24 protein-coding genes and 1 pseudogene are annotated in these 24,267 nt (G+C 73.3%); 10 read left to right on the forward strand and 15 right to left on the reverse strand.

Annotation, left to right across the window (positions count from 1 at the left end; genetic code table 11):
* Positions 1-48: 48 nt before the first annotated feature.
* Positions 49-702, forward strand: a complete 654-nt coding sequence (locus E6U81_RS18025) for a TetR/AcrR family transcriptional regulator (RefSeq protein WP_136231107.1) — start codon at positions 49-51, stop codon at positions 700-702.
* 72 nt (positions 703-774) lie between these two features.
* Here the strand turns inward: E6U81_RS18025 and E6U81_RS18030 are convergent, their stop codons facing one another.
* Complete coding sequence (locus tag E6U81_RS18030) at positions 775-1,653, reverse strand: LysR family transcriptional regulator (protein ID WP_136231108.1); 879 nt, start codon at positions 1,651-1,653, stop codon at positions 775-777.
* A gap of 72 nt (positions 1,654-1,725) precedes the next feature.
* Here E6U81_RS18030 and E6U81_RS18035 point away from each other — a divergent pair, with 72 nt between their 5' ends.
* The 4 genes from E6U81_RS18035 to E6U81_RS18050 all read left to right on the forward strand — a co-directional run bounded on the left by E6U81_RS18035 (position 1,726) and on the right by E6U81_RS18050 (position 5,894).
* Positions 1,726-2,421 carry a succinate dehydrogenase gene (locus E6U81_RS18035; protein WP_136231109.1) on the forward strand — a complete coding sequence of 232 codons (696 nt, stop codon included), beginning with the start codon at positions 1,726-1,728 and terminating at the stop codon, positions 2,419-2,421.
* 2 nt (positions 2,422-2,423) lie between these two features.
* On the forward strand, positions 2,424-4,373 hold the full coding sequence (locus E6U81_RS18040) for a fumarate reductase/succinate dehydrogenase flavoprotein subunit (RefSeq protein WP_136231110.1): 1,950 nt from the start codon (positions 2,424-2,426) through the stop codon (positions 4,371-4,373).
* The gene (locus tag E6U81_RS18045) at positions 4,370-5,116 is read left to right on the forward strand and encodes a succinate dehydrogenase/fumarate reductase iron-sulfur subunit (RefSeq protein ID WP_136231111.1); all 747 of its coding nucleotides are present in this window, start codon (positions 4,370-4,372) and stop codon (positions 5,114-5,116) included. The genes E6U81_RS18040 and E6U81_RS18045 overlap by 4 nt, the downstream gene beginning before the upstream one ends.
* Positions 5,117-5,243: 127 nt before the next feature.
* On the forward strand, positions 5,244-5,894 hold the full coding sequence (locus E6U81_RS18050) for a hypothetical protein (protein WP_240803880.1): 651 nt from the start codon (positions 5,244-5,246) through the stop codon (positions 5,892-5,894).
* A 238-nt stretch (positions 5,895-6,132) separates the two neighbouring features.
* Here the strand turns inward: E6U81_RS18050 and E6U81_RS18055 are convergent, their stop codons facing one another.
* Entirely contained in the window at positions 6,133-8,559 is a 2,427-nt protein-coding gene (locus E6U81_RS18055; RefSeq protein ID WP_136231112.1) for an excinuclease ABC subunit UvrA, read from the reverse strand.
* 33 nt (positions 8,560-8,592) lie between these two features.
* Positions 8,593-9,588, reverse strand: a complete 996-nt coding sequence (locus E6U81_RS18060; protein ID WP_240803881.1) for an LLM class flavin-dependent oxidoreductase — start codon at positions 9,586-9,588, stop codon at positions 8,593-8,595.
* A gap of 74 nt (positions 9,589-9,662) precedes the next feature.
* On the opposite strand from E6U81_RS18060, the gene E6U81_RS18065 reads away from it, so the two are divergent.
* Positions 9,663-10,160, forward strand: a complete 498-nt coding sequence (locus tag E6U81_RS18065) for a hypothetical protein (protein ID WP_136231114.1) — start codon at positions 9,663-9,665, stop codon at positions 10,158-10,160.
* Positions 10,161-10,190: 30 nt separating this feature from the next.
* Here the strand turns inward: E6U81_RS18065 and E6U81_RS18070 are convergent, their stop codons facing one another.
* Positions 10,191-10,406 carry a dodecin gene (locus E6U81_RS18070; RefSeq protein ID WP_136231115.1) on the reverse strand — a complete coding sequence of 72 codons (216 nt, stop codon included), beginning with the start codon at positions 10,404-10,406 and terminating at the stop codon, positions 10,191-10,193.
* Between the two features lie 171 nt (positions 10,407-10,577).
* Here E6U81_RS18070 and E6U81_RS18075 point away from each other — a divergent pair, with 171 nt between their 5' ends.
* The 3 genes and pseudogenes from E6U81_RS18075 to E6U81_RS41930 form a co-directional block, all read left to right on the forward strand.
* Complete coding sequence (locus tag E6U81_RS18075; protein ID WP_136231221.1) at positions 10,578-11,840, forward strand: extracellular solute-binding protein; 1,263 nt, start codon at positions 10,578-10,580, stop codon at positions 11,838-11,840.
* 156 nt (positions 11,841-11,996) lie between these two features.
* Entirely contained in the window at positions 11,997-12,827 is an 831-nt protein-coding gene (locus E6U81_RS18080; RefSeq protein WP_136231116.1) for a GNAT family N-acyltransferase, read from the forward strand.
* Positions 12,824-13,396, forward strand: a pseudogene (locus tag E6U81_RS41930) (lysophospholipid acyltransferase family protein); the annotation flags it as partial. The gene E6U81_RS18080 and the pseudogene E6U81_RS41930, both read left to right, overlap by 4 nt.
* A gap of 311 nt (positions 13,397-13,707) precedes the next feature.
* On the opposite strand, the gene egtD reads toward E6U81_RS41930, so the two are convergent.
* The 4 genes from egtD to egtA are packed head-to-tail and all read right to left on the reverse strand — an operon-like array spanning position 13,708 to position 18,057.
* Entirely contained in the window at positions 13,708-14,688 is a 981-nt protein-coding gene (gene egtD / locus E6U81_RS18090) for an L-histidine N(alpha)-methyltransferase (RefSeq protein ID WP_136231117.1), read from the reverse strand.
* Positions 14,685-15,443, reverse strand: a complete 759-nt coding sequence (egtC, locus tag E6U81_RS18095; protein ID WP_136231118.1) for an ergothioneine biosynthesis protein EgtC — start codon at positions 15,441-15,443, stop codon at positions 14,685-14,687. The genes egtD and egtC overlap by 4 nt, the downstream gene beginning before the upstream one ends.
* Complete coding sequence (gene egtB, locus E6U81_RS18100) at positions 15,443-16,747, reverse strand: ergothioneine biosynthesis protein EgtB (RefSeq protein WP_136231119.1); 1,305 nt, start codon at positions 16,745-16,747, stop codon at positions 15,443-15,445. Before egtB ends, egtC begins: the two co-directional genes overlap by 1 nt.
* Positions 16,744-18,057: an ergothioneine biosynthesis glutamate--cysteine ligase EgtA gene (gene egtA / locus E6U81_RS18105; RefSeq protein ID WP_136231120.1), complete on the reverse strand. Its 1,314-nt coding sequence runs from the start codon at positions 18,055-18,057 to the stop codon at positions 16,744-16,746. The genes egtB and egtA overlap by 4 nt, the downstream gene beginning before the upstream one ends.
* A 108-nt stretch (positions 18,058-18,165) precedes the next feature.
* Here egtA and E6U81_RS18110 point away from each other — a divergent pair, with 108 nt between their 5' ends.
* Positions 18,166-19,023, forward strand: coding sequence for a TIGR02452 family protein (locus tag E6U81_RS18110; RefSeq protein ID WP_136231121.1), 858 nt, complete (start codon positions 18,166-18,168; stop codon positions 19,021-19,023).
* Between the two features lie 45 nt (positions 19,024-19,068).
* Here the strand turns inward: E6U81_RS18110 and E6U81_RS18115 are convergent, their stop codons facing one another.
* The 7 genes from E6U81_RS18115 to E6U81_RS18145 form a co-directional block, all read right to left on the reverse strand.
* Positions 19,069-19,533 carry a type II toxin-antitoxin system PemK/MazF family toxin gene (locus E6U81_RS18115; protein ID WP_136231122.1) on the reverse strand — a complete coding sequence of 155 codons (465 nt, stop codon included), beginning with the start codon at positions 19,531-19,533 and terminating at the stop codon, positions 19,069-19,071.
* A 91-nt stretch (positions 19,534-19,624) separates the two neighbouring features.
* Complete coding sequence (locus E6U81_RS18120) at positions 19,625-20,065, reverse strand: hypothetical protein (protein WP_136231123.1); 441 nt, start codon at positions 20,063-20,065, stop codon at positions 19,625-19,627.
* Between the two features lie 123 nt (positions 20,066-20,188).
* The gene (locus E6U81_RS18125) at positions 20,189-21,646 is read right to left on the reverse strand and encodes an amidase (RefSeq protein WP_136231124.1); all 1,458 of its coding nucleotides are present in this window, start codon (positions 21,644-21,646) and stop codon (positions 20,189-20,191) included.
* Between the two features lie 68 nt (positions 21,647-21,714).
* Entirely contained in the window at positions 21,715-21,867 is a 153-nt protein-coding gene (locus E6U81_RS18130; protein ID WP_206309957.1) for a hypothetical protein, read from the reverse strand.
* Positions 21,868-21,970: 103 nt separating this feature from the next.
* Positions 21,971-22,390, reverse strand: a complete 420-nt coding sequence (locus tag E6U81_RS18135; RefSeq protein WP_136231126.1) for a hypothetical protein — start codon at positions 22,388-22,390, stop codon at positions 21,971-21,973.
* 183 nt (positions 22,391-22,573) lie between these two features.
* Positions 22,574-23,356: a DUF4190 domain-containing protein gene (locus E6U81_RS18140; RefSeq protein ID WP_136231127.1), complete on the reverse strand. Its 783-nt coding sequence runs from the start codon at positions 23,354-23,356 to the stop codon at positions 22,574-22,576.
* A gap of 141 nt (positions 23,357-23,497) precedes the next feature.
* A complete protein-coding gene (locus E6U81_RS18145) occupies positions 23,498-24,211 on the reverse strand; it encodes an alpha/beta hydrolase family protein (protein WP_136231128.1) in 714 nt (237 codons plus the stop codon).
* Positions 24,212-24,267 lie beyond the last annotated feature (56 nt).

Consider the following 24,267-nt stretch of genomic DNA (forward strand, 5'->3'; position numbering starts at 1 on the left):
CCCGGTTAAAAAAATTACTCAGTCTCTCGTTCGTGCTACGCTGTGCGCATGGAGAACACGACGGGTCTGCGCGAGAGCAAGAAGCTCCGTACACGACGCCAGCTGGCGGCCACGGCGCTGGAACTCTTCCTGGAGCGGGGCTTCGACGCCGTGTCGGTGGCGGATGTCGCCGCCGCTGCCGAGGTGTCCAAGCCCACCCTCTTCCGGTACTTCCCGACCAAGGAGGACCTGCTTCTCGACCGGTTCGCCGACCATCAGGACGAGGTGGCGCGCATCGTCCGCGAGCGGCCCGCGGGCCGCACGCCGGTGGCCGCCGTGCATGCGCAGTTCCTGACGGCCCTCGCCGAGCGGGACCCGATCACCGGGCTCTGCGACCACCCCGAGGTCCTCGCCTTCCAGCGGCTGCTCTACTCCACCGCCAGCCTGGAGTCCCGCCTGTCCCACTACGGCGACCGCGAGGTCGAGCTGCTCGCCGTCGCCCTGGAGGCGGAGTCGGTGCCGCCGCTCGCCGCCCGGCTGGCGGCCGTCCATGTGGTGGCGGTCCGCCACGAGCTGGGGCGGGAGAACTGGCTGCGGCTCGATGCCGGGCAGAGCGCCGACGAGGCCCACCCGGCCGCCGTGGCCGACGCCGACCTGGCCTTCGGCATGCTCGCCCACGGCCTCGATCGGGTCCTGCCCGCCCCTGCCGTGGATACCGCCTGAGCCCGCCCGTGCCGTGGGTACCGCCCGTGAAGCCCCCGCCCGGGCCGGGCCGGCCGCGGGGCCCCGCCCGGGTCACGCCATCAGCATGCGCTTCAGCTCGCGCGCCGCGCGCGGGGGAGCCACATCCGTGCGGTGCGCCAGCGCGATCGTCCGCCGCAGGGGCGAGCCGACCAGCGTCGTCGTCCGCAGCCCCGGACCCGCGCCCTCCACCACCATCTCGGGGACCACCGCGACGCCCAGCCCCGCCCGCGCGAAGCCCAGTACCGCGTCCATCTCGCCGCCCTCCACGGTGAAGGCCGGCTCGAAGCCCTCCGCCCGACAGGCCGCCACGGTCAGCTCTCGCAGGTCATAGCCGTGCCGGAACATCACCATCGGCTCGTCGCGCAACGCCGCGATGGTCAGTTCCCTGCCCCCGCCCGGCGCCGGCAGCTTCGTCGAGGACACCACCACCAGGTCCTCCGTCAGCAGCTCCACCGTCGTCAGGGCCGGCGCCGAGGGCGGCAACGGCAGAGCGATCAGCGCCAGGTCCAGCGCCCCGCGCGCCAGCTCCCGTACGAGGTCGAGCGAACCGCTCTCCTCGATCAGCAGCTCGATCCCCGGATGCGCCAGGTGGAAGGCCCGCAGCACACCCGGCAGCAGGCCCGTGCACACGCTCGGCGTGGCACCCAGCCGGATCCGCCCGCGCCGCAGCTGCGCCAGCTCCTGCACCTCCAGCCGTGCCGTCTCCGCGTCCGCCAGGATCCGCCGGGCCAGTGGCAGCAGTGCCTCGCCCGCGTCCGTCAGCGTGATGTTGCCCCGGGCGCGGCTGAAGAGCTCCGCCCCCAGCTCCCGCTCCAGCGCCTTGATCTGCTGGGAGAGCGACGGCTGGGCCACGTGCACCCGCTCCGCGGCCCGGGTGAAGTGCCGGGTCTCGGCCACGGCCACGAAGTAGAGGAGCTGCTGGAACTGCATAGGTCATGTCTATCAAGATGACCGACATCATGTCTTGGACCTTTCGGGTCCTCCGTCCCTACCGTCGAAGGCATGGCTCTGGCAACGCGCACCCGGACGAGCGCCCCCTCGCTCTGGGGCTCCACCATCGGAAAGAAGACCGTCATGGCGGTCTCCGGGCTGATCATGCTCGGCTACCTCGTCGTGCACATGCTCGGCAACCTCAAGATCTTCTTCGGGGCGGACGAGTTCAACGGCTACGCCCACTGGCTGCGCACCCTCGGCTCGCCCTTCCTCCACTACGAGTGGGCCCTGTGGATCGTCCGCGTGGTGCTCCTCGCCGCCGTCGCCGCGCACGCCGTCTCCGCCTACCAGCTCAGCCGGCTCGACATCAAGGCCCGACCGGTCAAGTACGTCCACAAGCGCCGCCGAGCGAGCTACGCCACCCGCACCATGCGCTGGGGCGGCATCATCCTCGGCCTGTTCATCGTCTGGCACCTGCTCGACCTCACCACGCTCACCGTCAACGAGCGCGCGTGGGCCGGCCACCCGTACGAGAACGTCCTCGCCACCTTCTCCACCTGGTACGGGAACACCATCTACATCGTGGCGATGGCCGCGCTCGGCCTGCACATCCGGCACGGCTTCTGGAGCGCGGCCCAGACCCTCGGCGCGGGCCGGGCCCGGCGCGAGCGCACGCTGAAGGCCCTCGCCAACGGCCTTGCCGTCGTCCTCTTCACGGGCTTCGTGTCCGTCCCCGTCGCCGTCATGACCGGAATGGTGAACTGACCGTGAGCAGCTACGCACACCACACCACCGGCGAGCCCATCGCCGACACCAAGGCCCCCGAAGGCCCGATCGCGGACCGCTGGGACCGGCGCCGCTTCGAGGCCAGGCTCGTCAACCCCGCCAACCGCCGCAAGCACACCGTCATCGTCGTCGGCACCGGCCTGGCGGGCGGATCGGCCGGCGCGACCCTCGCCGAGCAGGGCTACCACGTCGTCCAGTTCTGCTTCTCCGACTCCCCGCGCCGGGCCCACTCCATCGCCGCGCAAGGAGGCATCAACGCCGCCAAGAACTACCGCAACGACGGCGACTCGGTGCACCGCCTCTTCTACGACACCGTCAAGGGCGGCGACTTCCGCGCCCGCGAATCGAACGTGCACCGCCTCGCCCAGATCTCCGTCGAGATCATCGACCAGTGCGTGGCCCAGGGCGTCCCCTTCGCCCGGGAGTACGGCGGCCTCCTCGACACCCGCTCCTTCGGCGGCGTCCAGGTCTCCCGCACGTTCTACGCCCGCGGCCAGACCGGACAGCAGCTCCTCCTCGGCGCCTACCAGGCCCTCTCCCGGCAGATCGCCGCGGGCAACGTCGAGATGCACGCCCGCACCGAGATGCTGGACCTGATCGTCGTCGACGGCGTGGCCCGCGGCATCGTCGCCCGCGACCTGGTCACCGGCGAGATCTCCACCCACTACGCCGACGCCGTGGTCCTGGCGAGCGGCGGCTACGGCAACATCTTCTACCTCTCCACCAACGCCATGAACTCCAACGCGACCGCCGTCTGGCGGGCGCACCGGCGCGGCGCGTACTTCGCCAACCCCTGCTTCACCCAGATCCACCCCACCTGCATCCCGCGCACCGGCGACCACCAGTCCAAGCTCACCCTCATGAGCGAGTCCCTGCGCAACGACGGCCGCATCTGGGTCCCCAGGGCCAAGGGCGACACCCGCCCCGCCGCCGACATCCCCGAGTCGGAGCGCGACTACTACCTGGAGCGGATCTACCCCTCCTTCGGCAACCTCGTGCCCCGCGACATCGCCTCCCGCGCCGCCAAGAACGTCTGCGACGAGGGCCGCGGCGTCGGGCCCGGCGGGCAGGGCGTCTACCTCGACTTCGCCGACGCCGTCCGCCGCATGGGCCGCGACAAGGTGGCCGAGAAGTACGGCAACCTCTTCGAGATGTACGAGCGGATCACCGCGGAGAACCCGTACGAGGTCCCCATGCGGATCTATCCCGCCGTGCACTACACGATGGGCGGCCTGTGGGTCGACTACGACCTCCAGACCACGGTCCCCGGCCTGTTCGCGATCGGCGAGGCCAACTTCTCCGACCACGGCGCCAACCGGCTCGGGGCCTCCGCGCTCATGCAGGGCCTCGCCGACGGCTACTTCGTGCTCCCCTCCACCATCAACGACTACCTCGCCCGCCACCCCCACCGCGACACCGTCGACGACACCCACCCCGAGGCGGTCGCGGCCGTACGGGAGACCCGCGAGCGGCTGGAGCGGCTGCTCGCCGCCGACGGCGACCGCACGCCCGACTCCTTCCACCGCGAGATCGGCGAACTCATGTGGGAGTACTGCGGGATGTCCCGCAGCGAAGAGGGCCTGCGCAAGGCGCTGGAGCGCATCCCACAGATCCGCGAGGAGTTCTGGCGCCGCATCAAGGTCCCCGGGACCGGCGACGAGTTCAACCAGTCGCTGGAGAAGGCCAACCGCGTCGTCGACTACCTCGAACTCGCCGAGCTGATGTGTCTCGACGCGCTCCACCGCGCCGAGTCCTGCGGCGGCCACTTCCGCGAGGAGTCCCAGACCCCGGACGGCGAGGCGGCCCGCCAGGACGAGGCCTTCGCCTACGCCGCGGCCTGGGAGTTCACCGGCACCGCCGCCGCCCCCGTCCTTCACAAGGAAGACCTCGTCTTCGAGTACGTCCACCCCACCCAGCGGAGCTACGCATGAAGCTCACCCTGCGCGTCTGGCGCCAGCGCGGCGCCGACGCCCCCGGCCACATGGCCTCGTACGAGGTCGACGGCATCTCCGAGGACATGTCCTTCCTGGAGATGCTCGACACCCTCAACGAGGACCTCATCCTGCGCGGCGAGGACCCGGTCGCCTTCGACCACGACTGCCGCGAGGGCATCTGCGGCGCCTGCAGCCTCGTCATCAACGGCGACGCGCACGGCCCCGAGCGCACCACCACCTGCCAGCTCCACATGCGCTCCTTCACCGACGGCGACACCATCGACGTCGAGCCCTGGCGGGCCGCGGCCTTCCCGGTGGTCAAGGACCTGGTCGTCGACCGGGGCGCCTTCGACCGGATCATCCAGGCCGGCGGCTACATCACCGCACCCACCGGCGCCGCCCCCGAGGCGCATGCCACCGCCGTGCCCAAGGCGGACGCCGACTTCGCCTTCGAGCACGCCGAGTGCATCGGCTGCGGCGCGTGCGTGGCGGCCTGCCCCAACGGCTCGGCGATGCTGTTCACCTCCGCCAAGGTCAACCACCTGAACGTGCTCCCGCAGGGCTCGCCGGAACGGGAGACCCGGGTCCTGGACATGGTGGCCCGCATGGACGAGGAGGGGTTCGGCGGCTGCACCCTCACCGGCGAGTGCGCCACGGCCTGCCCGAAGGGCATCCCGCTCCCCTCGATCGCCGCGATGAACAAGGAATGGCTGCGGGCGGTCCGCAAGGGCCCCCGCTGACCCCGACCGGAACCGGAACCCGGCGCAGGACCCCGCCGTCCCGGGGCCCTGCGCCGATCGGCTGACCGGGCGGGCGGCCGTCGTGCCGCGGCCCGGCGGCGCCCGGGGCATGGGAGACAGTGGGCCCATGCCAGAAGCCCCCGCCGGGACCGGACCACGCCGCAGAGCCCTCCTGGCCGCCGCCCTCGTGCCACTGGCCGCGGCCGGCTGCTCCGGCGAGGAAGCACCCCGCACCCCGTCATCCGGGCAGCAGCCCGCCCCCAAGGACGCCGTGGTCATGGTGATCCGGCACGCGGAGAAGCCGTACGCCGGGGACTCCGGCCAGGACGAGGACGGCGAGGACGACCCCGGCTCGCTGGCCGGGCGCGGCTGGCGCCGGGCCGAGGAGCTGCCGCGGCTCTTCCCGCCGGCCAAGGGCGCCCCGCTGCCCCGCCCCGCCGCGGTCTTCGCCGCCGGCGGCAAGGTCCGTGCCCCCGCCCGGTGCCGGCAGACGGTGACCGCCCTGGCCACCGCGCTGCGCACCCCGGTACGCGCCGAGTTCGCCGTCGGCGCCGAATCCGCCCTGGCACACGCCGTGCTGGCCGGGCCCATGCCCGCACTCGTCTGCTGGGAGCACACCGGGATCCCCCGCCTGGTGCGCGCCCTCGGCGCCCACCAGGTCCTCGGCCTCCCCGCCTCCTGGCCCGACCGCTACGACCTGGTGTGGCAGTTCACCCGCCGCAGCGGGCAGTGGAGCTTCCGCGAACTGCCCCAGCAGCTCCTGCCCGGCGACGCCTGAGCCTCAGAACCTGTACAGCTCGTTCCCGCTCGCGTCCAGGAGCAGTACGGTTCGAGGAAGAGCTCCAGCGGGCGCACGCCGTCGTTCGGGATCGGAAGCCGTGCCACCGGAGCGGCGGGGTCCCACGGCTCCGGCGGCATCGGCGCCACGCGTTCGACCGGGCCCGCGCCGGGCGCAGGTACGGCATCGCGCCCGCCGTCTTCCGGGGCCCCAGCCGTCTCCAGAACATCCGCGCAGCCTATCCGACCCGCCCGACCGCCTCCCGGGCGCTCGTGAGGGCCCGGGCCAGGTACGGCGCCGTGCGGCTGCCCTGCACCCGGGCCACCTCGTACGGCGTACCCGACGCGACGACCCGGCCGCCCTCCGTGCCGCCGCCCGGGCCCAGGTCGATCACCCAGTCCGCGCCGGCCACCACGTCCATGTCGTGCTCCACGACCACCACCGAGTGCCCGGCGTCCACCAGCCCGTGCAACTGCCGCAGCAGCACCCGCACATCGGCCGGGTGCAGACCCGTCGTCGGCTCGTCCAGCAGGTACAGCGTGTGGTCCCGGCGCAGCCGCTGGAGCTCCGTCGCCAGCTTGATCCGCTGCGCCTCGCCGCCCGACAGCTCGGTGGCCGGCTGCCCCAGCCGCAGGTATCCCAGCCCGATCTCCTCCAGCGCCCGCAGGCTGCGCGCCGCCGCCGGGACGTCCGCGAAGAACCGGGCCGCGGACTCCACCGTCAACGCGAGCACTTCCGCGATGTCCAGGCCCTCGTACCGGACCTCCAGCGTCTCGGTGTTGTACCGCGCGCCGCCGCAGTCCGGGCACGGGGCGTACGTACTCGGCAGGAACAGCAGCTCCACCGAGACGAAGCCCTCGCCCTGGCACGTCTCGCACCGGCCGCCCGCCACGTTGAAGGAGAACCGCCCCGCCTTCCAGCCGCGCGCCCGCGCCTGCGGGGATTGCGTGAACAGCTTGCGCACCACGTCGAACAGCCCCGTGTACGTGGCCAGGTTGGACCGCGGGGTCCGGCCGATCGGCTTCTGGTCCACCTCCACCAGCCGCCGTACGGGGAAGCCGGGCTCGGCGATCCGCTCGTCCACCTCCCGGGCCAGCGCCTGGCCGACCAGCGTGGACTTCCCCGAACCCGACACCCCGGTCACGGCGGTGAACACCCCGAGCGGGAACCGCGCGTCGAGATCCCGCAGGTTGTGCCGGTCCACCCCGTTCAGCAGCACTTCCCCGGTCGGCCGGCGCACCTGACGGACGGGCCCGGCCGGCCCCCGCGCCGCGAACAGGTGCCGGGCCGTCGCCGACTCCGCGACACCGGCCAGGTCGGCGGGCGGCCCGCTGTGCAGCACCTGCCCGCCCCGCTCCCCGGCGAGCGGCCCCACGTCCACCAGCCAGTCCGCGTGCCGCACCACGTCCAGATCGTGCTCGACGACGAAGACGGTGTTCCCGGCCTCCTTCAGCCGGTCCAGGACGCCGAGCAGCGCCTCGGTGTCGGCCGGATGCAGCCCCGCGGACGGCTCGTCCAGCACGTACACCACCCCGAACAGACCCGACCGCAGCTGCGTCGCCAGCCGCAGCCGCTGCAGCTCGCCCGCGGACAGGGTCGGCGCGGTCCGGTCCAGGCTCAGGTAGCCGAGCCCCAGCTCCGTGACGGGCCCGATCCGCGCACGGAGGTCGTCGGAGAGGACCCGCGCCGCCTCCCCGTCGGGGGGTGCCGAGGCGAGTACGGCGTCCAGGTCCGTCAGCGCCAGCGCCGCGAGCTCCGCGATGGTCCGTCCGGCGAACGTGACGGCGAGGGCCTCCGGGCGCAGCCGGCGCCCCTCGCACACCGGGCACGGCGAATCGGCGAGGAACTTCTCGGCGCGGGCCCGCAGGGTGGCGCTCTTGCTGTCGGAGAAGGTCCGCATGACGTACCGGTGCGCGCTCATGTACGTGCCCTGGTAGGGACGTTGGATCCGGTCCGCGTCCCGTACCGGGTGCACGGTCACCACCGGCTGCTCCTCGGTGAACAGGATCCACTCGCGGTCCTTCGCAGGCAGCTCCCGCCACGGCCGGTCCACGTCGTGGCCGAGCGACTCCAGGATGTCCCGCAGGTTCTTGCCCTGCCAGGCGCCCGGCCAGGCGGCGATGGCGCCTTCGCGGATCGACAGACCGGGGTCGGGGACGAGGAGCTCCTCGCCGGTGCGGTGGATCCGGCCGAGTCCGTGGCAGGAAGGGCAGGCTCCGGCAGCGGTGTTGGGCGAGAACGCGTCCGAGTCCAGCCGCCCCGCGCCCGGCGGATACGTGCCCGCACGCGAGAAGAGCATCCGCAGGGAGTTGGACAGCAGGGTCACGGTGCCCACCGAGGAGCGCGAGCCGGGGGAGGAGCGGCGCTGTTCCAGCGACACCGCCGGCGGCAGGCCCGTGACGGAGTCCACCTTCGGAGCGCCGATCTGGTGGATGAGGCGGCGGGCGTACGGGGCCACCGACTCGAAGTACCGGCGCTGGGCCTCGGCGTACAGCGTGCCGAAGGCGAGGGAGCTCTTCCCGGAGCCGGACACCCCGGTGAACACGGTCAGCGCGTCGCGCGGGATGTCCACGTCGACGCCGCGCAGGTTGTGCTCCCGGGCGCCCCGCACCCGTACGCAGGGGTCGTGGCCGTGGTCGGTCCGGGCTTCGGTGGACTGGTGCATTCGTCCCAGTTTACGGCTCGATCCGGGAAGCCTTCACGGCCGCAGGCCCGCGATCCGGGCCAGCCGGGCGTAGGAGTCCAGCAGGGCGGTGCGGTCGTACGTCGAGGTGGTGACCAGCAGTTCGTCCGCGCCCGTCTCCTCCGCGACCGCCGACAGCTGCTCCGCCACCTGCTCCTCCGTGCCGTGGATGTGCCCGGTGAGGGCGCCCTCGTACAGTTCCCGCTCCTTCGGGCTCATCTCCAGCGCCTCGACCTCCTCGGCCGGGCGGAGCGGCGGGAAGCTGCCGCGGGTGCGGGAGTACGCGAGGGACCAGGCCTCCGGGAGCAGGATGCGCCGGGCCGCCTCGGCCGTGGCCGCGACGGCCACCGTGCCCGAGACCACGACGTACGGCTCCGAGCCCCGCGCGGAGGGCCGGAACTCCTTGCGGTACCCCTCCACGATCCCGGCGACCCGGCCGCGGCTGCGCAGGTCGCCCACCACCAGCGGCAGTCCCGCCCGGGCGGCGATCCCCGCACCCTCGCCGGTGGCCAGTACGTACGCCGGGACGGTCAGGCCCTCGGCGGGGTGGGCGTGCACCTCGGGATGCGTCCCCTGGGTGCCGTCGAGCCAGCCGAGGAGCTCCGTGAGCTGTTCCTCGAAACGGTCGGCGTCCCCGGTGTCCCGGCCCAGGGCACGCCGGATGCCGTTCGTGAAGCCGACCGAGCGGCCGAGGTCCATGTCGATCCGGCCGGGGAAGAGCGATTCCAGTACCCCGAACTGCTCGGCGACCACGAGGGGCTGGTGGTTGGGGAGCATGACCCCGCCCGTGCCGACCCGGATCCGGTCCGTCGCCCCGGCGACGGCCGCCGCCAGCACGGTCGGTGCGGAGCCCGCGACGCCGGGCACGCTGTGGTGCTCCGACACCCAGAAGCGGTGGTAGCCGAGCGCCTCGGCCGTCCGGGCCAGCGCCACGGTGTCGCGCAGGGCCTGCGGGGCCGGGTGGTCCCGGCGGGTGCGCGACCGGTCGAGTATCGAGAGTTTTCGGATCACACAGGACTCAACGCCGCAGGGCCGCGGGGATTCCCGTCCGGGCCCGTGTCGGTGCCCGGCCATAGGCTGGCCGGATGAGCGACAAGAGCACGTCGCGGCCCCCGCTGGCCGTCTTCGACATCGACAACACCCTGGCCGACACCGCCCACCGCCAGCACTTCCTGGAGCGTCGCCCCAGGGACTGGGCCGGCTTCTTCGGCGCGGCGCCGGCCGATCCGCCGCTCGCGCGCGGGATCGCGCTGGCGGTGGAGAGCTCGGCCGACTGCGAGGTGGTGTACCTGACCGGGCGGCCCGAGCGGTGCCGGGCGGACACGGTGGAGTGGCTCACCCTGCACGGCCTCCCCGAGGGGCGGCTGTGGATGCGCGGCAACCAGGACCGGCGCCCGGCCCGGACGACCAAGCTGGAGGTGCTGGGACGGATCGCGCGGGGCCGTGAGGTGCGCATGCTCGTCGACGACGACGAACTGGTCTGCCAGGCCGCGCGGGCGGCCGGTTTCCGGGTCGTCGTCGCCGACTGGGCGCAGGACGCGCCCGAGCTCACGTCCGGCCAGGAGGTCGAGGGCCGGACCTGAGCGGTCGGGGGACAGCCGCAGGGGTGGCCCTCAGTCCTCGCCGTCGAGGCGGAAGCCGACCTTCAGCCCCACCTGGTAGTGGGCGATCTCCCCGTTCTCGATGTGGCCGCGGACCTGGACCACCTCGAACCAGTCCAGGTTCCGTACGGTCTGGCCCGCCCGGGCGATCCCGTTGCGAATGGCCTGATCGATGCCCTCTTGAGAGGTGCCGACGATCTCGGTCACCCGGTACGTGTGGTTGGACATGGGGGTCTCCCGACAGTGGGTCGCTTTTGCCTGGTTCTACGGTGCCCCAGTTAGTCCTGCTCCGCGAGCTTTGCGCCAACAATCCCGAGCGAAAGACCCTTGACCGGCCTATTGGTCTATGCCAATTTCGAGCCATCTGAGACCGAGCTCCAGAAGGTGACCCTCTTGAAGATGCGCTTCCTCGCCGTGTGCACGGCCCTCGCGGCCGCGGCCGCGACCGCCCTGACGGGCTGCGTCCAGTCGGCCGATCAGGCAGCAGGGCGGCAGAAGGTGACGCTCTGGCTGATGAAGGGCAGCGCCTCGGAGGACTTCATCGACCGGTTCACCGCGTCCTTCGAGCAGGACCATCCCGGCCTCGACCTGGACGTCAGGATCCAGGAGTGGACGGGCATCGGCGACAAGGTCAACGCCGTCCTGGACGGCACGAGCAAGGAGCCCGCCGACGTCATCGAGGTCGGCAACACCCAGGTCGCGCAGTACATCGAGACCGGAGGCCTCTCCGAACTCACCCTCGAAGGACTGCGCGAGTGGGGCAGCAAGGACTGGCTCAAGGGCCTCGCCGAGCCGGGAAGCATCAACGGCGCCCAGTACGGCGTCCCCTGGTACGCAGCCAACCGCGTCGTCGTCTACAACAAGGACCTCTTCGCGAACGCCGGCATAAAGACCCCGCCCAAGAACCGCCAGGAGTGGATCCAGGCAACCCAGAAGCTCGACAAGGGCGACCAGCAGGGCATCTACCTCGCGGGCCAGAACTGGTACGTCCTGGCCGGCTTCGTCTGGGACGAGGGCGGCGAGCTCGCCGTCGAGACGGGCGGCAAGTGGGTCGGCACCCTCGACGACGAGAAGGCACTGGCCGGCATGGAGTTCTACAAGCAGCTCCAGGCCCTCGGCGACGGCCCCAGGACCGCCGACGAGGAGACGCCCCCGCAGTCGCAGGTCTTCGCCCGCGGCCAGGTCGCCCAGATCATCGCCCCGCCCAGCCAGGCCGCCGAGATCGAAGCGGCCAACCCCGCACTGAAGGGCAGGCTCGGCTTCTTCCCGATCCCCGGCAAGACCTCCGACAAGGCCGGCTCCGTCTTCACCGGCGGCTCCGACCTGATCATCCCGGAGCGGACCGGACACCGTAAGGGCGCCGTCGATGTGATCACGGCCCTGGTCAGCGAGAAGTGGCAGACCGAGCTCGCCCGCACGATGAGCTACGTACCGAACAAGACCACCCTCGCGCACGTGGTCGAGGGCAACGAGGGCGCCACCAACATGGCCCCCGGCGCCGCACAGGGCCGGGCCACCCCGACCTCCGCCCGCTGGGCCGAGGTCGAGGCGAAGAACCCGATCAAGCCCTTCATGACCGCCGTGCTCACCGGACAGGACCCCAAGCAGGCCGCCCGCACGGCCTCCGCGGAGATCGGCAGGATCCTCAGCTCCGACCGCTGACGCCGGCGCCGCCGCGGCGCGGTACCGGCGAGTTCGCCGTCCGCACACCCGCGGGCCGCAGAGCGGTCATGTCGAATCCAGCCGGTCACGGAAGAAGTAAAGGAGCCAGGCCACCACCTGCCGGCCTGGCCCTCCGTGTCCGGTTCAGGAGCCGCCATGACCATCGCACCCCTGTCCCCGTCCCTCTCCACGGCCCCCGCCCCCGCCCCCACTTCCCCCCTCCTCGCCCCCGCGCCCGCCCCGGCCAAGGCCGCCGCCGACCCCCACTACACCGTCCGCCTGGCCCGCGACGAGGACGAGGTACGGGCCGCCCAGCGCCTGCGCCACCAGGTCTTCGCCGGCGAGCTCGGCGCCCGCCTCGACGGCCCCGAGCCGGGCCTCGACGCCGACGCCTTCGACGCGTACTGCGACCACCTCCTCGTCGTCGACGAGCAGACCGAGCAGGTCGTCGGCACCTACCGGCTGCTGCCCCCGGAGCGCGCCGCCGTCGCGGGCCGCCTCTACTCCGAGGGCGAGTTCGACCTCTCCGCGCTCGCGCCCATCCGCCCCGACCTCGTCGAGGTCGGCCGCTCCTGCGTCCACCCAGACCACCGCAACGGCGCGGTCATCGCCCTGATCTGGGCGGGCCTCGCCCACTACATGGACCGCACCGGCCGCAATTTCCTCGCCGGCTGCTGCTCGATACCGCTCGCCGACGGCGGCGTCCTCGCCGCCGCCACCCGGGAGAGCGCCCTGCGCCGCAGCCCCGCACCCGAGGAGTACCGGGTCACCCCCCACATCCCCTGGAACCCCGAAGGCATCGACTTCCCCGACCGCACGGAACTGCCGCCGCTGCTGCGCGGCTACCTGCGCCTGGGCGCCTGGGTCTGCGGCGAGCCCGCCCTCGACGCCGAGTTCGGCTGCGCCGACCTGTACGTCCTGCTCTCCCTGCGCCGGACCAACCCGCGCTACCTGAAGCACTTCCGCTCGCTCATCCCGGGCACATGAGCGTCTGGCTGCCCACCTCGCCCTGCACCCCCGAGGCCTGCGCCGGCCACGAGGGGCGCACCGCGAGCGTCCCGCACGCGGTGCTGCGGCTCGCCGGCGCCGTGGCCCTGATCCTGCTGGGGATCCTGGGCGCCCCGCCGGTCCGGCTGCTGCCGGCCGGCCCCCGCCACGCACTCGTACGGGCCTGGGCGGCCGCACTGGTGCGGGCCTTCGGCGTACGGATCACCGTGCACGGCAGCCCCGGCCGGCACGGCGGCCGGCTGCTCGTCGCCAACCACATCTCCTGGCTCGACATCCCGCTCGTCGCGGCCGTCCTGCCCAGCCGGATGCTGGCCAAGAGCGACATCCGGGCCTGGCCCGTCCTCGGCCGCCTCGCCGGGCAGGCCGGGACCCTCTTCATCGAGCGCGACCGGATCCGCGCGCTGCCCGCCACCGTCACCACGATGACCCGCGCACTGCTCGCAGGCGACCGCGTCGCCGTCTTCCCGGAGGGCTCCACCTGGTGCGGGCGCGCCCAGGGCGCCTTCCGCCGGGCCGCCTTCCAGGCCGCCCTGGACGCGAGGGTTCCCGTACAGCCCGCGCACCTCGCGTACCTGCGGGCCGACGGGAGCCCGGCCGGGGCGCCCGCCTTCGTCGGGGACGACCCGCTCACCTCGTCACTGTGGCGGATCGCCCGGGCCCGCGGGATCCGGGCCGAGGTCACCCTGCTGCCGCGGATCCCGCCGGGCCGGTACACCGACCGGCGGGACCTCGCGGCCGCGGCCCAGCGGGCCGTGGCCGGCCGCGCGCCGGAGCGGCCGCGACCGGACCCAGGGGGTGTCCCGCCGATCACGCCGGGCTCCCTGGTCCAGCCCGATCGACAAGACAGCCCCCTACCCGATCAGGAGCGGCCCACCGGGCCCTCGGCGACCGACAGGGACAGCGCGAAGCGGCCCGCCGCGTCCGTCCACCACTGGGTGAGCTCCAGCCCGGCCGCGGCCAGCTCCTTGCGCACACCCTCCTGACGGAACTTCGCGGACACCTCCGTAAGGATCTCCTCACCCTCCGTGAACGGCACCACCAGGTCCAGCGCCCGGACCTTCACCGTCAGCTCGGACCGGGCGCGCAGCCGCATCTCGATCCACTCCTGCTCCCTGTTCCACACTGCCACGTGCTCGAAGTCGGCGGTGTGGAAGTCGGCGTCCAGCTCCCGGTTGATGACGGCCAGCACGTTCTTGTTGAACTCGGCCGTCACCCCCCGGGCGTCGTCGTACGCCGTCACCAGCACGGACTCGTCCTTCACCAGGTCCGTGCCCATCAGCAGCGCATCACCGGGAGACAGCATCGCCCGTACGGACGCCAGGAACACCGCACGCTCCGGCGGCAGCAGGTTCCCGATGGTGCCGCCCAGGAACACCACCAGCCGGGGCCCGGGGGAGTCCGGCAGCTGCAGCGCGCGGGTGAAGTCGGCCAGCAGGGCGTGCACGCGCAGCCCCGGATGGTCGGCGAGCAGCGCGGTGGCCGCTCCCCGCAGGGCGCTCTCGCTCACGTCCACCGGTACGTAGGTGTCCAGCGCGGGCATCGCCTCGATCAGGTGCCGGGTCTTCTCGGAAGACCCGGAGCCCAGCTCCACCAGGGTGCGGGCGCCGCTCTCCGCGGCGATCTCCCGCGCCCTCTCCAGCAGGATCTCCCGCTCCGCGCGGGTCGGGTAGTACTCGGGCAGCCGGGTGATCTCCTCGAAGAGCTCACTGCCCCGCGCGTCGTAGAACCACTTGGGCGGCAGCACCTTCGGCGTGTGGGTCAGCCCGTGCAGCACGTCCGCGCGCAGTGCGGTCTCCGCCGCGTCCTCGTCGAGGGTCCGGGTCAACTGAAAGCTGTTCACGTGCGGTTCTCCTTGAGCGGGGTCAGGCGGACCCGCGAACGGGTGGCGGTCAGCAGGGTCCGGTCGGGCACTTCGCACCAACGGGTGTCGTCGTCGTACGGCTCGGACGCCACCACGGTGCGCCCCGCCGTCGGATCGGCCAGGTACCAGAGCGAATCGCCCCAGGCCGTCGCGGCGATCGCCGCGCCGTCCGTGAGCAGCAGGTTCAGCCGGGAGCCGGGCGCGGCCGAGGACAGTTCCCGCACGGGCTCGGCGAGCGCCGTGCCCAGGTCGTCACCGGCCCGCAGGCGGCGCCGCACCAGGGCCCATACCAGTGCCGAGTCGGTCCGGGCGGCCAGCTGCAGCAGTTCCTCGGGCGGCAGCGCCGCCGCGAGCGGGGCCGCCGCCGCGGGCCAGTCGCGCACCGCGCCGTTATGGCTGAACAGCCACGGCCCGTCCGTGAACGGCGCGGCCGCGGCCTCCCCGTCGGCCCCCGGCGCAGTGGCGTCCCGTACGGCGGCCAGTACGGCCCCGCTGTGCACCACCCGGGCGAGGTCCGTGAAGGTCAGGTCGCCCCAGATCGGCCCGGCGCGGCGGTAGCGGGCCGGGACGGGGTCGCCCTCCGCGTACCAGCCGACCCCGAAGCCGTCGGCGTTGACCGTGCCGTTCTTCTGGCGGCGCGGCTCCCAGGACTGGCGCACCAGGGAGTGCTCGGGCTCGCTCAGCAGCCTCCCGAGCGCGGTCACCGGTCCCACGTAGGCGATATGGCGGCACATCAGACGTCCCTCGCGGTGCGGAAACCGGAGAAGATCTGCCGTCGCACCGGGAGGTCCCAGTTGCGGAAGGTGCCCCTGCAGGCCACCGGGTCCACGGCGAAGGAACCGCCCCGCAGCACCTTGTGCTCCGGGCCGAAGAACACCTCCGAGTACTCCCGGTAGGGGAAGGCGCGGAAGCCCGGGTACGGCAGGAAATCGGACGCCGTCCACTCCCACACGTCGCCGATCAGCTGGCGCACCCCGAGCGGTGACGCCCCGGCCGGATAGCTGCCCGCGCGGGACGGGCGCAGGTGCCGCTGTCCCAGATTGGCGTGCGCGGGGGTCGGGTCCGCGTCGCCCCACGGGTAGCGGGCCGAGCGGCCGGTCGCGGGATCGAAGCGGGCGGCCTTCTCCCACTCCGTCTCCGTGGGCAGCCGCCGCCCAGCCCAGCGGGCGTAGGCGTCCGCCTCGTACCAGCTGACGTGCAGAACCGGTTCTTCATCGGGGACGGGCTCGGTCACCCCGAAGCGGCGGCGCAGCCATTCGCCGCCCTCCCGGTGCCAGAACAGCGGCGCTCCGATGGAGTGCCGGCGGATCTGGTCCCAGCCGGCCGCCGCCCACCAGCGGGGCTCGTCGTATCCGCCGTCCGCGATGAAGGCCCGGTACGCGGCGTTCGTCACCGGCAGCGTGTCCATCCAGAACGCCGCGGTCTCCCGCTCGTGCGCCGGCCGTTCGTTGTCCAGCGACCACGGCTCGGCGGAGGTGCCCATCGTGAACGGGCCGGCCGGTATGAGGACTTCGGCCGCGCCCGGCGGGTCGTAGGGGGCGTCCGGATCCGGGGCGGTCAGCACGGGGGCGCCCTGCCGGAGCTGATGGGTGATCAGCATGGTCTCGTCGTGCTGCTGTTCGTGCTGGGCGATCATCCCGAAGGCGAAGCCGTCGTCGAGGAGCACGCTGCCCTCCAGCGGGGTGCTCTCCAGCAGGTCGAAGACCCGGCCCCGGACCTCGGCCGCGTACCGGCGGGCTTCCGCGGGCCCCAGAAGCGGCAGCTTCGGACGCTCGGCGCGCGGATGCTCGAAGGCGTCGTAGAGGGGGTCGATCTCCGGGTGCATCGAATCGCGTCCGGCGACCCGGCGGAGCAGCCAGAGCTCCTCCTGGTTCCCGATGTGCGCCAGGTCCCAGACCAGCGGCGACATCAGGGGGGAATGCTGGGCGGTGAGGTCGGCGTCGGTCACCGGGTCGGTGAGCGCCGCAGTCCGGGCCCGCGCGGCCGTCAGCGAGGCGGCCGCCCGTTCCCGCAGCCCGGGGTGGGATTCGGTGGTCATCGCAGGGCCTCCTTCCCTTCGGGCCGCAGCTGTGGCGGTTCGTCACCCGGACATCGGCCACGCAGCACGAAGCGCTCGTTGAACGCGCCGACGGTGTCCCGGACACGGGTGTTGGCACCCAGCCGGGGCAGCGCCTCCGCGGCCGCGCGGAAGCAGGTCTTGGCGGCCGCCCGCAGCTCGGGATCGGTCAGACCGTGGCGGGCGGCGGACCGCCAGAGCGGATTGCGGGGGGCGGGCTGCGAACCGTAGGAGTCGGCCAGGGCCTTGGTCACCCGGTAGGCGGTCTCGGCGGCCTCCGGGTCGTCGAACAGCGCGTGCACGACGGCCACCGGGACCAGCCAGCCGTCGTCGCCGGGCTGCGCGTCGATCATGCGCAACTCCATGTGGCCGCGCGGCCGCACGGGCGGGAACAGCGTGGTGAGGTGGTAGTCCAGGTCCTCGGCGGTGGGCGCCCGCAGGGCCTGCCCCTCGTCGCCCGCGCGCAGCCAGTCGCGGAAGGTCGTGCCGCGCGGGACGTCCCACGCCTCGCCCTCGTACGACCGTACGCACATCACCTCGGTGTCCAGCGCCTGGCGCACCCAGCCGTCCCGCGGTCCCGCCTCCAGGGGCGGTGCGAGGGTGCGCCGGGAGTCCAGGTCGTTCCAGATCCCCTGGCGGGAGCAGCGCCAGCCCGCATACGGGCCCTCGTCGGCGGGGGAGTTGGCGAAGGCGGCCACCAGGACCGCGCCCAGCAGGTGAGCGAGCCGCCAGCGCCGGCCGTGGCCGAGCACGCCCGGCTCCTCGTACCCGGCGTCCACACAGACCTGCACGGAGGCGGAGGCGCACATCATGGCGCGCCCGGCCGGGCCGGTGCGGTCGAAGTAGGCCTCCATCGCGTCGTAGCGCGGGCTGTTCAGCAGCCGGTGGTACGGCAGGCGCGGATCGCGGCCGAGGCCGTGCAGGACGAGTCCCTGCTCCCGCAGGGCGGCGCGGACGGCGGTGAGGTCGTCCTGCAGCCGGTCCACGCAGCCCATGAGCGAGGTGGCGGGGTCCGAACTGAGCTCGAGCTGGCCGCCCGGCTCGACGGTCACCCGGGAGTTCAGCGGCAGTGCGCGGGCCGCGGCGTGCGCCGCCCGGAGCCGCTCGGGGGTCACGCGCAGGGCGGGCCGCTCGGCGTCCAGGACCAGCCACTCGAGTTCGGCACCGATCAGGCGGGGCGGGCCGGTCTTGAAGCAGATCCCGTGGATCAGGTGCTCCGCCTGCGTCTCGCTGATCGCGGGTGGCGGGGGAATGTCCGGCGTGGGTGGGGGAACGGGTGGGTCGAAGGGCATGACCGGGTCCTCTTCTCCTGTCGGCGGCCTTGGCATCACCCGTGCCTACCCCTCCGTCGGGAACAAAATCCTTTGCCGCCGGGTAAAGGGGGTGCGCAGGATGGCGGCGTGAGCAGCAGATTGCGCGAGATCGCGCGGGAGAACGCGGAAATCCTTGCGGCCGGCGGGTACCGGACGCGGTCGGGGCGGCAGGTTCCGCTCGCCGCCGCCCTGGCGGACGCCAAGGCAGGAACCAGGATATATGGACCAAACCAGGTCATTCCAGGCGAACAACTCGTCGGCGGGGGGCGGGCGACGGCCGTGGAGGTCACGGGGGAGAGCAGCACGGTCGCTGCCCGTAGGCTCGCCGAGGGCGCTCCGGCGGGCCCGGGGGACGGACCGGCGGGGGCGTCGGTGGCGGTCCTGAACTTCGCCTCGGCCCGTAATCCCGGGGGCGGCTACGTCCGCGGGGCCAAGGCGCAGGAGGAGGCGCTGTGCCGCGCGTCCGCGCTGTACGAGACGCTGCTGGAGGCGCCGGAGTACTACGAGGTGCACCGCGCGGAAGCCAGCACCTTCTACACCGACCGGGTGATTCACTCGCCGGGGGTGCCGGTCTTCCGTGACGACCGGGGCGACCTGATGGAGTCGCCGTTCCTGGCCGGATTCCTGACCTCTCCCGCACCCAACGCGGGCACCATCCTGCGGCAGGAGCCGGACCGGGCCGCAGAGATCCCCGGGGCGCTGGTCCGGCGGGCGCAGCTCGTCCTGGAGGTGGCGGCGTCGCACGGGTACCGGCGGCTGGTGCTGGGTGCCTGGGGCTGCGGGGTGTTCCGCAACAACCCGGCGGACGTGGCCGAGGCCTTCCGGGGACTGCTGGCGGGGCGGTTCGCGGGGACCTTCGAGCGGGTGGTGTTCGCCGTACTGGACCGCAAGCCGGACACCCGGGAGGCCTTCGAGCGGGCGTTCGCGGACTTCACGGCGGCCTGAGCCCCGGGCGGCCCGCCGCCGCCGGGCCTCGGGCCGCTGCTGCCGCTACCGCCAGCCGTAGCGCTCGCGCAGCCGGTCGACCACCAGCCCGAAGCGTCCCCGGTCCAGCGCGCAGGCCTCCCGCCGCATCCCCGACTCGTGCACCCGCAGCACCCGGTCGACGTCCACCCACGACTCCCGGCCCGCACTGTCCCAGGGGCCCGTTCCGATCGGCACCCACTCGCGGTCGTGGTCGTGCCGCTTGCTGGACAGCTGCACGGCGAGCAGCGTCGGGCCGCCGGGCTCGCGGGCCACGACCAGCACGGGACGGTCCTTGCCGCGCCCGTCGTTCTCCTCGAAGGGGACCCAGGTCCACACGATCTCGCCGGGGTCGGGGTCGCCGTCGGGATCCGGGGCGTACTCGGTGCGCACCGGCCCGATGGTGTGCGGATCGGCCTCGGTGGTGGCCGTGGAACCGTCGCGGCCCGGCTGGTCGGCGCGGCCGCTGCTGTGGTGTGAAAGTGCCGTCATCCGGGCGAGGGTAGTGCCTGCCCGCCCCGGATCCGGTCCGGGACGGGCGGCAACGTGCCGGCTCTGGTCAGGCGCGACCCCGGTCGGTAGGTCAGGTCGGGTCCGCCTCGTGGTGAGCGCCCGTGCACAGCGCCCAGACGACCAGGATGTTGACGGCGATGAGCACCAGGGCCCACAACGGGTAGTACGGCAGCCACAGGAAGTTGGCGAACGCGCCCAGGCCGGCGACCGTGATCCCGAAGTAGCGGGCCCACAGGGCGCCGCTGAACAGGACGGCGCAGCCGGCCGCGATGAGGGCGGCGCCCAGGATGAGGTGGACCCATCCCCAGCCGGTCAGGCTGAACTCGAACAGGTAGTGGCGGGTCACGACGAACAGGTCGTCGCTGGCGACGGCGGCGATCCCCTCGAAGAACGCCATCGCGCCACCGAAGATCATCAGGACCGCCGCCAGGACGGTCCTGCCCGACGTGGCTGCGTTCCACGGACCCGGATGCGTGCGGGCCGCCTGCTGCCTGCCGGCGTCAGTGGCCATTTCGTACTCCTCGGGTGGCAGGGCCGACCGGACGGGGCCGGGCCGGCGAGATCCCCCCTTCAGCGTGTCACGGGGGCTCACCCCCGGCATTCCGGCCCGCCCGCCACCCCGGCACGCGGCCCCTCAGCCCGGTCGCCGCGCCGCCCAGTTCTCCGCCGCCTCCACCTGCGCCGCCAGCCCCAGCAGCAGCGGCTCCGAGTCCGCGGGGCCGAGCAACTGGGCACCCACCGGCAGCCCGTCCTCCGTCAGCCCGGCCGGGATGTTCACCCCGGGCCAGCCCAGGACGTTCCACGTCCAGGCGTACGGGCAGGCCGCGATCATCGCCCGGTCCGTGGCCATGGCCCCCATCCCGGCCAGCGCTCCGACCCGCAGCGGGGGAGTGGCCGTCGTCGGGGTCAGGACCACGTCGAAGCGCCCGAAGATCTCGCCGACCCGCCGGCGCAGCAGGGTCTCGGCCCGGCGGGAGACCCGCAGCGGCAGGCCGCCCAGCAGCCGGCCCGTCCGTACGGCCTCGTGCGTACGCGGGTCCAGCAGCGCCGGATCCGGCGTCCGCGCCGCCCAGTCCCGTACGCCGCTGGTCGCGCGGGGTACGAAGGTCAGGCCGATCGGGCCGTAGCGGGGGTCCTCCGGGACCACCTCGTGGCCCAGCGACTCCAGCCGCGCGGCCAGCCGCTCCACCGCTGAGCGCACCTCCGGATCCAGCGACTTGGGCGTGGCCGTGAAGGCCATCCCGAAGGACAGGGCGATCCGCAGCCGGCGCGGGGTGCGCCGGGCCGCCTCGACCGCGCAGATGCGTGCCGGGCGGTGCAGGTCCTCGGGGTGCGGTCCGCTCGCGGCGTCCAGCAGCAGTGCCGCGTCCGCGACCGTACGGGCCAGCACCCCGTTGACCGTGAGCCCGTTGAAGGCCTCCCGCTCCGGCCAGGTGGAGATGCGCCCGCGCTGCGGTTTCACTCCGACCAGGTGGGTCCAGGCGGCGGGGATCCGCACCGACCCGGCCCCGTCCGAACCGAGCGCGGCCGGGACCAGACCCGCCGCCACGGCAGCCGCCGAGCCACCCGAGGAACCACCGGGCGTGTACGACCGGTTCCACGGATTGCGGGTCGCCCCGAAGGCCCCGCCCTCGGTGAAGGGCCACTGGCCCAGCTCCGGCGTCTGGGTCTTGCCGACGATGACCGCACCCGCAGCCCGCAGCCGGCGAACCGCCTCGCTGTCGGCGGCCTTCGGGGCGAAGGAGCCGGCGCAGCCGAAGGCCGTCGGCTCGCCGGCCACGTCCATGTCGTCCTTCACCGCGAGCGGCACGCCCAGCAGCGGCAGCCGCTCACCCGCGGCGAGCCTGCGGTCCGCCGCGTCCGCCTCGGCGAGCGCCGCTTCGGCGCGCACGGTCCGGAAGGCGTTGAGCTCGGGCTGCGCCGCCGCGATCCGCTGCAGTGCCCGCGCGGTCAACTCCCGTGCGGAAACGCTGCCTTCGGCGAGCGCTGCGGCCATCCAGACCAGCCCGCGATCCGCCGCGGGCTCCGCCGCGGACCGTACCGCCGACCGTGTCGAGGCCGCTGCCGTGGCAGGACCCGAGGACTCCGACATCGTGAACCACTCCCCCCATTACCGATCGGTAGGAAGACGGTAACGGGGAGGCGCGGCCGCGTCATCCGTCAGAGCAGGTGCGATACCTCCTCGCCCCAGGACGAGAGCGTGTCGACGGCGCGGAGGCGGTGGGGGCCGTCGCCGAGGGCCGTCGCGCGGACGAGGTCGCGGTGGCCGGGTATCCGGTCGGCGAGGGCGGGCAGCCGGAGTACGGCCAGCACGACTCCCAGGGCCGCCTCGCGGACCGCGGGCGACCCGGCGGCAGAGGGATCCAGCAAGGGCCGCGCGGCCGCGTGGAACTCCGGGGCGAGGTCGAGGAACGCCTCAAGGCTCTGCCTCGCCGTAGGGCCGCTCCCGCTGGGCGAGAGCCTCCACGACCGAGTCGCCCAGCCAGGCCAGCAGTCCGGCCCGCAGCGGGAACGGGGTCTGCGGACCGAGGCCGACCTCCTCCTGCGCGCAGCGGTCGGTGACCGGCCTCAGCGTCCGGGGATCCCCCAGGACGGCCGCCACGAACCGGGCCGCGGGGGCCGTGGCGGTGTAGAAGACCTGCTGGCGGGTGTGGGCCTCGACCAAGGCCCGGAAGGCCCAGCCCTGGACGCCGGGATCGTCGTCCAGCAGCTCCAGCAGCAGCACGGGCGTCGCCGGCGCCACGTCGGGGCAGCAGTGCTCCACCGCGTTCCAGTCGGTGCGCAGGAGGAGGTCCCGCGGGTCCACGTGACCGTCGTACTCGCTGTTGTCGCTCATCGGGCCAGTGTCACAGCCGCCTCTGACACACACCGGGCCGACGAGCCGCGGCCGGCCCGGCGCAGTGCGGGCCGCGTGGTACTGCACGCTCCCCGCGCGGTGAGGCGTTCGCAAAGGGCGCGGGGCCGCCACCGGAATCGGTGGCGGCCCCGCGGACGTGCGGTTCTGAGAGGCGACGGCGGCTCAGGAGCCGGCGGTGCGGGCCGATCCGGTGCTCGCCCCGCTGGTGTCGCCCAGGAAGCAGGTGACCTCGCGGTCGCCGAGGGCCCAAGTGGCGGCCTGCGGGAAGTAGTAGTAGACCTCCAGCTTCTCCGCGAGCTTGGGGTCCTTGCCCACGTAGTCGGTCAGCAGCGTGCCGGCGCACTTCTCCTCGGCGAGCGCGGTGACCTTCTCCGTACCCGGGTACGTCCCGTTGTCCAGGTTGAAGACGGCGTACGCCTCGCCCTCGTGCGGCTGGTCGCAGGGCACCACGCGCACCGAGAAGGAGGCCTCGCCGCCGTCCTCGTCCTGGTACTCCGCCAGATCGCCGTTGGTGTTGAAGCAGTCCCCCTTGCGGATGTCACTCACCTTGACGGAGCCCGAGCCGGTGACCTGGCCGCCGGTGTCGCGCTTCGGCGAGGCGCCGTCGTCCAGCGCTCCGGAGAGGCCGAGGACCAGCAGGATCCCGTAGAAGGCGATGGTCACGCCGTGGATGACGATCGCCGCCACGGCGAAGCCCTTGCCCTTCTCGCCGCGCTTGCGGATCTGGGACAGGGCCACGATGCCGAGGATCAGGGGGACCAGCGGGATGGCGCACACGAGCGACATGACGAACGCGACGATGGCCAGCGCGTTGTTCTTCTGCGGTGCCTGCGGCGCATACCAGCCCTGCGGGCCGCCGTACGGCGCGGGCTGCCCCGGCTGCCCGTACGGTCCCTGCTGCGGGTACGGCTCGGGGTACGGCGGGGGACCCGGGGGTATGGACATGCGCGTGGAGCTCCTTGCTCAGAGGGTGGGACGCAGCCGACGGTGGGGCGGCGACGGTCGGCCGCCCGGTGAGGGCAGGCTCGATGGTCGCACGCGCCTCGGACATCCCGAGCCCCGGTGTCCCCGTCGGCCGGCAGCTCCTCAGTGCGCCGGCGCGTCCTGGACCCATCCCTCCAGGGATGCCATGAACCCGTCGAAGTCGTCGCGGTGGATGGTGTGGCCGGCGCCGGACACCGAACGGACCTCGAATCCGCGGGAGGTGAGCGTCCGCGCCCGCTCCGGTGTGATCAGGGTGCTCGGGTCGGCCGGCTGTACCAGGGAGGGGACCACCGGTGCGGCCGGCATCAGGTCGGCCCCGAGCAGCGGGGCGAGACTCAGCGCCGTCCCCGCGTCCCACAACGCCAGGGTCTCCAGCTCGATGGCGACGTCGACCTCCTCCCAGCGCGGGTTCATCGCCCGGATCTCCGCCCCGGTCGCCGTCTTGAACTGCGCCAGCAGCTCCGGGCCGAAGCCCTCGGCGGGGGCCGCCAGGTGCCAGGCCGGGTCGGAGAACACCGCCCGCCGCGGCTTCAGCCGGTCCACCGCCAGCGACAGCGCCAGGCCGCCGAGGGAGTGGCCGATGGCGAGCTCGGCGCCGGCGGGCAGTGTTTCGACCACGTCGTCCGCGTAGTGCCGAGGGCTGTACTCCCCGCGCCCGCTCGCCCCGTGGCCGCGCAGGTCCACGGCGATGACGTGGTAGCCGCGGTCGGCGAGGGCGGGCCCGACCCGGCGCCAGGTCCGGTGGTCGGCCATGATGCCGTGGATCAGGAGGGCGAAGCGGTCGCCCTCGCCCCAGGTCTGCGTGTGCAGCTGCACGGTGGTGCCCTTCTCGGCGGCGTTCGGTGAACGGTGAATTCAGGTCGAAGGAGCGG

Source organism: Streptomyces sp. A0592, from assembly GCF_004795115.1.
Classification (GTDB): Bacteria; Actinomycetota; Actinomycetes; order Streptomycetales; family Streptomycetaceae; genus Streptomyces; species Streptomyces erythrochromogenes.